The organism is Massilia sp. GCM10023247 (genome assembly GCF_042653325.1).
GTDB lineage: Bacteria > Pseudomonadota > Gammaproteobacteria > Burkholderiales > Burkholderiaceae_D > Telluria.
The window spans coordinates 25,513-31,853 of the sequence record NZ_JBHSIB010000010.1 but is presented as its reverse complement, the minus strand read 5'-3'; the positions used below and the strand labels follow the sequence as shown (position 1 = coordinate 31,853).

Below are 6,341 nucleotides of genomic sequence, written 5' to 3'. Positions count from 1 at the left end.
CTGCTCGACGCCGGCGGCGCCAGGCTGGCCGCCGCGCGGCCGGGCGCCGTCCCGCTGGCGCGCCGTCCGATCCTGGTCGAGGGCCGCCCCGCCGGCTACCTGGCGGTGGCGCCGGCCGCGCGCCCGACCGATGCGCTGGCCGGCGCTTTCCTGGCCCAGCTGGGCGCCAGCCTGTGGCCGATCGCCCTGGCCGGCGTCGCCTTGAGCGCGCTGGCCGCCAGCCTGCTGGCGGCCCACTTCCGGCGTCCGATCGGGCGCCTGGCCGCCGGCGCCCGCGCGCTGGCCGAGGGCCGCTTCGAGACGCGCCTGCCCCAGGACCGCAGCGACGAGCTGGGCGAACTGGCGGGCCACTTCAACCTGCTGGCCGGGCGGCTGGCGAGCACCGAAGCGGCGCGCCGCCAGTGGGTGGCCGACACCTCGCACGAATTGCGCACGCCGCTGGCGGTCCTGCGCGCGCAACTGGAGGCGCTGCAGGACGGCGTGCGCAGCGCCGATCCGGCCCATGTCGAGGCGATGCTGCGCCAGGTGCTGGCCCTGAACACGCTGATCGACGACCTGTATGCGCTGGCGCGCGCCGACGTCGGCACCCTCGACCTGCGGCGCGAACCGCTGGACCTGTGGCTGCTGGCCACGCAGGAAGCGCAGGCCTTCGGCGAACGCATGCAGGCGGCCGGCTTGACGCTGGAGTGCAGCGGCGCGCCCGGCAGCGCGCGCGTTGCCGCCGACCCGGACCGCATGCGCCAGGTGCTGTGCAACCTGCTGGAAAACAGCCTGCGCTATACCGCAGCCGGCGGCCGGATCGTGTTATCGAGCCGGATCGAACAGGATCGGCTCGAACTGGCGCTCGACGACAGCGCGCCCGGCGTGCCCGACGCCGCCCTGGCGCGCCTGGGCGAGCGCTTTTATCGCGTCGAGGCCTCGCGCAGCCGCGCCGGCGGCGGCGCCGGCCTCGGGCTGGCCCTGTGCCTGCGCCTGGTCGAGGCGCAGGACGGCCGCCTGCGTTTCGCCCACTCTCCGCTCGGCGGCCTGCGCGCCGTGCTGTCTTTCGCCTTGGAGAAGGCATGAGCCCCGCCATCCATATCGTCGAGGACGAGCCGGAACTGGCGGCGCTGATCGCGGACTACCTGCGCGCTGCAGGCTTTGATCCGACCGTCTTCGGCGACGGCGCCGAGGCGCTGGCCGCGATCCGTGCCCGCATGCCGGCGCTGGTGGTGCTCGACCTGATGCTGCCGGGGCTGGACGGCCTGGCCCTGTGCCGCGCGCTGCGCGCCTTTTCCGAGGTGCCGATCGTGATGGTGACGGCGCGGGTCGAGGAAATCGACCGCCTGCTGGGGCTGGACGCGGGCGCCGACGACTACCTGTGCAAGCCGTTCAGCCCGCGCGAACTGGTGGCGCGCATCCGCGCCATCCTGCGCCGCGCCCGGGTCAGCCCGGCGCCGGTCGCGATCGACGGCGCCGGCCGCCGCGCGACGGTCCACGGCCGGCCGCTGGATCTCACGCCGACCGAGTTCGAGCTGCTGGCCGCGCTGGCGCAGCGCCCCGGCCAGGTCTTTTCGCGGGCCCGGCTGCTCGACCTGGCGCGCCAGGACAGGTTTGATGCGACCGACCGCGCCATCGACAGCCACATCAAGAACCTGCGGCGCAAGATCGATGCCGTGGCGCCCGGGCTCGATCCGATCCATTCCGTCTACGGGATCGGCTACCGCTTCGAGCCCTAGCGCCCGGCACCGCGGCGCCTCCATTCTTCCTCCACATTTGGCGTGCACGATGGCCTGGTTGGCGCCGCACCGTGCGCCCCTCAAGAAGGAGTAAGCCATGCCCCCACGTTCCCTCGTCCCCCTCGTCCTCCTTGCCCTCCTGTGCGTGACCGGCGCCGCCCAGGCGGCGGTCCGCATCGACTGCAAGCCGGCCGCCAGCGGTCCCTGCGTCCAGCCGCCTGCGCCGCCACCGCCGCCGGCCCCGCCCGCGCCGCCGAGCCTGCCCGGCATGCCGCCTGGCATTGCACCGCCGGCGCCGCCGGCACCGGTACCGCCCGCCATTCCCGCCCCGCCACCGCCGCCGGCGCTGCCCGCCATCCCGGACCAGGCGCATGCCGCCTGCGCCGCCAAGGCCAACGGCAGCAAGCTGTCGCTCCGGCTCGGCCCGAAGGAGACCATGAGCGGCCTGTGCGAGCAGGTGGACGGCAAGATGGTGTTCCGGCTGCGCAGTTACCGCCTCGACGACTGAGGGCGCCCGTCAGCAGCGAACTGAGCGGCATATTGTTGGCAAACTGATTACAATCGGCTCATCGGTTTGCGAGCGGGGTGCAATATGTTCGACATGGATCTGGCGTGGTGGGAGTTCATCGTCCGTGGAGCGGTCGTCTACCTGGCGCTGCTGCTGATGGTGCGCCTGTCGGGGCGGCGCACGGTCGGCCAGTTCACGCCTTTCGACCTGCTCGTCGTCATGCTGCTGTCGGAAGCCGTCTCGAACTCGCTGTCCGGCGGCGACGACTCGCTCACCGGCGGCCTGATCATCGCTGCCACGCTGATCGCCCTGAACACGGGTGTCGCTTTGCTGTCGAGTAATAGCCGGCGCATGTCGGTGATGCTCGACGGCACTGCTGTGCTGATCGGGCGCGACGGCCAGTTTTTCGACCAGGTCGTCAAGCGCTGCCGTATTACCGAATCCGACCTGGAACAGTCGCTGCGCGCGGCCGACTGCGAGCGCCACGAGATGGCCTGCGCCTTCCTGGAAGCGGACGGCGAAATCACGATCCAGAAAAAGAAATAAGCTTGCGCGGCAGGCGCCGCCGCCGTATCCCATGCCGAGCGGGGACATGATTCAGTTTATCAAGCCAGGCCGCCAAAACCGTATCATGTCGACGCCCAGCTGCTAGAACTCTTCCACTGCTCAACTTCCTCCGGCACAGCTTTCTCATCGGCTCCTGCCCAGCCGTATCGTGTGTTGACACCCTGCCTGACGTGCTAAGTTTTTGAGCAGCGTCACGCCGTGGCGCCCATTGGATTCTTTCCTAATCAGGAGGTATGCCATGAAACACAGCTTGTCCATCCTGGCGCTCGCGGCCGCCGCCGCGCTCGCGCCCACCGCCCAGGCCCAGCCTCAGGACGAGACCGGGTTCTTCCGGGCCGTGGCCAGCGGCCCGGAAGAAGCTCCGCCAAATCCTTCGCCGGGCTACAGCATCGCCAGCTTTCAATTCGACGGCAACATCCTGCGCGCCAAGGTGCCATTCCAGGACTTGTTGGCGGGCACGACGATGGGCCACATCCATTGCTGTACGCCGGAGGCATTCCGCGGCACGGCGCCAATCGCCATCCCCTTCCGCGACTTCCCGCTCGGCGTGCAGAGCGGCGACTACAGCCGCAGTTTCGACCTGCTCGACGCCACGACCTACGATCCCGCCTTCCTCGCGGCGTTTGGCGGCACGCCCGCCTCGGACAGCGAGGCCCTGATCAACGCGATCGGCGACAACACGGCCTACCTGAACATCCACACCACGCAATACCCGGCCGGCGAGATCCGCGGCTTCATGGTGGCGGCACCGATTCCGGAGCCGGCGACCTGGGGCATGCTCGGTGTCGGCCTGGCAGGCCTGGGGATGGTGGCGCGGCGGCGCGCCAGGGCGTCCGTGGCCGCGGGCAGGTCCGGTCCGGCCGCTATGCCGGCCTGAGCAGCGCCTGAGTGGGGTACCTAAGCGGGTGCCTAAGCGGGGGCGCCTGCCGGCCTACGCCGACCGCGTGGCCAGCAGCGCGCCCCAGGCCGGAACGGCGGCGGTCCAGAAGGCGGCGAGCGAGCCCGGCCGCTCGAGCGGCAGGCCGAGGAAGCGGACGGCGGCCAGCAAGGCGTCGATGGCGGCCGCTTCGTCGCCGGGCAGCACGGCCAGCGCGCCGGTCTGCTTCGACAGTTTTTCGCCGTTCGCATTGCGCACCACCGGCACGTGCAGGTAGCGCGGGGTCGGCACGCCGAGCAGGCGCTGCAGGTAGATCTGGCGCGCCGTCGAATCGATGAGGTCGGCGCCGCGCACGACATCGGTCACGCCCTGCTCGGCGTCGTCGACGACGACCGCCAACTGATAGGCCCAATACCCGTCCGCGCGCTTGAGCACGAAGTCGCCCGACTCGCTGGCGAGGTGCTGCGTCAGCGTGCCCATGAAGCGGTCGGTAAAGGTGATGGCGTCGCCCCCTTCGTCGGGCACGCGCAGGCGCAGGCTGCGCATCGCGCGTCCCGGCGCCAGCCCATGGCGGCAGGTGCCGGGATAGATGGCCGCGCCATCCGGACCGACGCCCAGGCGCGAATCGTTGATCTCGCGGCGGTTGCAGCCGCAGGGATAGGCCTGCTGGCCCAACTGCTGCGCTGCCGCCGCGTACAGGTGCTTGCGCCGGCTCTGCCAGACCACCTCGCGGTCCGAATCCATCCCCAGCGCATGCAGCAGCGCCAGGATCGCCTCGTCGGCGCCGGCCACGCTGCGGCCCTCGTCGATGTCTTCGATGCGCACCAGCCACTCGCCGCGGTGGACGCGGGCGTCGAGGTAACTGGCGACCGCCGCCACCAGCGAACCGGCGTGCAATGGCCCGGTGGGCGACGGCGCAAAACGGCCGACGTAGTTACCACCATCGGGGCCGCTAGCGGGACTGATCAGGGACTTGCTCACGTTCGAAAAGGGTTGCCGGGAAGGGGCAACACGATATCACATCAGCGCCGACCCGACTTCCAGCCCTCTTTGGCTTCGTAGTCCTGGATCAGGCGCGTCACCTGCTGGCCGACCTCGTTCGGGATCGCCATCGACAGCTGGTAATGGACCACCTCGAAGGTCTTGCCCTTGCGGCGCAGGATGCCGGTGGCCTGGCAAATGCCCATTTTGGTGTCGAGCTGCTCGTCGAACCAGATGATGGACTTGTCGTCGGAGAAGGCAATGTGGCGCTTGAGCGGCTTGAAGGTCCAGGCCGACTTGCGCCTGAAATGCGGTTTCGCCCAGGCCTTGAATTCGTGGCGGCGCCAGCGTTCGCTCTTGTCGGTGCCGATGTAGACGCCGTCCTTGGCGATCTTGTCGAAATAGACCGCCCGCGAGTTCGCCGCGTCGGCATGCCAGCGGTCGACAAACGCGTTCACCTGCCGCTTGAGCGCGGGGTCGGCATGCGCAGCGAACGAACACAGCAACATGCAGCAGGCGAGGAACAATCGTTTCATGGGCGCGGCGGGTTGTCCTGGAGCTCCGATTGTACACAGCCGTATGTAACTAATTGTACAAGCTGCCAAATTTAACTAGTTGTCGTGTACATTTGGCAACACTGAGTTCGTGACATGTTCTTGCCACCTTACTTTTCTTGCCGACTATGCGCCTGATCCTTGCCTGCATGCTGAGCCTTGGCCTTGGTGCCCAGGCTGCCCAACCGGTACCGCCGGCAGCCCCATCGCCCGCACCGGGCACGCTCCAGCGAGCGGCTCCTGCGCGAGCGCCAGCACAGGACGCCTTGCCGCTGCGCGCACGGCTCGACCGCGATGCGATCCGCGCCGCCATCGCCGGCCTGCCCGAGGAAACGGAACCGGATCCGCGGCGCTCCATCGCGGGCGCGACCGGTGACACCGCCAGCGACACCATCAGCGCCACGCCCTACCGCAGCTTTTCGCAGGATTTCGCCAAGGCGCGCCTGCCGGACTGCCTGCACTCCGAAGGCCTGAAAAACCAGCCGACCTTCTTCCTGAGCGGCGTGCTGGCCCTGCCCTTCATCGGCGTGGCCAAGCTGCGCGGCGTCTGCCGCTGAGCCCCGGTCAGCGGTGCAGGTCGCCGGCACGCTCGGGCTGGTACACGATCTCGCGCACCGTCACTTCGAAGCGGCCGCCGTCGGGACGGGTCCAATCGATGGTTTCGCCCACTTTCAGGCCCAGCAGCGCATTGCCCACGGGCGTCAGCACCGAGATCTTGTCCGGCGCGCCGCCCACGTCCTTCGGATAGGCCAGCGACATGTCGAATTCTTCGCTCGCATTGTCGAGCACGAAGCGCACGCGCGAATTCATCGTCACGACATCGGCCGGCATGTCTTCTGGCTCGACCATGTCGGCACGAGCCAGTTCTTCCAGCAGCGTATCGCGGGTTCCCGCCTGGGAGCCAGGCAGGGAATCGAGCAGGGCTTCCAGGCGTTCCATGTCGAGCGAGGATACGACGATAGGTGGTCTCATGATGTAACTCCATGTAGTGGCTGCACGATGTGCAGCCGGCAAAAAGGAAAATCGCCTGCGGGTGCAGGATGGGATTTCAGTGGGAGAGGCTCGGGAGGACGGATGGCTGGAAGCCGGCCGTGGTTTCCTCACCGAGCCTTGAGGAGCCAGGCGAAGCCTCGCGC

The 6,341-nt window shown here is 69.0% G+C and carries 9 protein-coding genes; 6 read left to right on the top strand and 3 right to left on the bottom strand.

Annotated elements, in window-relative coordinates; all coding sequences use genetic code 11:
• From ACFPAH_RS09370 to ACFPAH_RS09350, 5 genes are all read left to right on the top strand, one after another.
• A partial coding sequence (locus ACFPAH_RS09370) for an ATP-binding protein (RefSeq protein ID WP_379744032.1) occupies positions 1-1,065 on the top strand: 1,065 nt, incomplete at its 5' end.
• A complete protein-coding gene (locus ACFPAH_RS09365; protein ID WP_379744030.1) occupies positions 1,062-1,718 on the top strand; it encodes a response regulator in 657 nt (218 codons plus the stop codon). The genes ACFPAH_RS09370 and ACFPAH_RS09365, both read left to right, overlap by 4 nt.
• A gap of 97 nt (positions 1,719-1,815) precedes the next feature.
• Positions 1,816-2,226 carry a hypothetical protein gene (locus tag ACFPAH_RS09360; RefSeq protein WP_379744028.1) on the top strand — a complete coding sequence of 137 codons (411 nt, stop codon included), beginning with the start codon at positions 1,816-1,818 and terminating at the stop codon, positions 2,224-2,226.
• 84 nt (positions 2,227-2,310) lie between these two features.
• Positions 2,311-2,772 (top strand): DUF421 domain-containing protein, encoded by a 462-nt coding sequence (locus ACFPAH_RS09355; RefSeq protein WP_379744026.1) that lies wholly within the window; start codon positions 2,311-2,313, stop codon positions 2,770-2,772.
• Between the two features lie 259 nt (positions 2,773-3,031).
• On the top strand, positions 3,032-3,670 hold the full coding sequence (locus ACFPAH_RS09350) for a CHRD domain-containing protein (RefSeq protein ID WP_379744024.1): 639 nt from the start codon (positions 3,032-3,034) through the stop codon (positions 3,668-3,670).
• Positions 3,671-3,724: 54 nt separating this feature from the next.
• Here the strand turns inward: ACFPAH_RS09350 and gluQRS are convergent, their stop codons facing one another.
• Both gluQRS and ACFPAH_RS09340 read right to left on the bottom strand, forming a co-directional pair.
• Positions 3,725-4,651 carry a tRNA glutamyl-Q(34) synthetase GluQRS gene (gluQRS, locus tag ACFPAH_RS09345; protein WP_379744022.1) on the bottom strand — a complete coding sequence of 309 codons (927 nt, stop codon included), beginning with the start codon at positions 4,649-4,651 and terminating at the stop codon, positions 3,725-3,727.
• A gap of 41 nt (positions 4,652-4,692) precedes the next feature.
• Positions 4,693-5,187 carry a nuclear transport factor 2 family protein gene (locus ACFPAH_RS09340; RefSeq protein WP_379744020.1) on the bottom strand — a complete coding sequence of 165 codons (495 nt, stop codon included), beginning with the start codon at positions 5,185-5,187 and terminating at the stop codon, positions 4,693-4,695.
• 284 nt (positions 5,188-5,471) lie between these two features.
• Here ACFPAH_RS09340 and ACFPAH_RS09335 point away from each other — a divergent pair, with 284 nt between their 5' ends.
• Positions 5,472-5,762: a hypothetical protein gene (locus ACFPAH_RS09335; RefSeq protein ID WP_379744018.1), complete on the top strand. Its 291-nt coding sequence runs from the start codon at positions 5,472-5,474 to the stop codon at positions 5,760-5,762.
• Between the two features lie 7 nt (positions 5,763-5,769).
• On the opposite strand, the gene rnk is transcribed toward ACFPAH_RS09335, so the two are convergent.
• Positions 5,770-6,177, bottom strand: coding sequence for a nucleoside diphosphate kinase regulator (gene rnk, locus ACFPAH_RS09330; RefSeq protein ID WP_379744016.1), 408 nt, complete (start codon positions 6,175-6,177; stop codon positions 5,770-5,772).
• Positions 6,178-6,341: the final 164 nt, after the last annotated feature.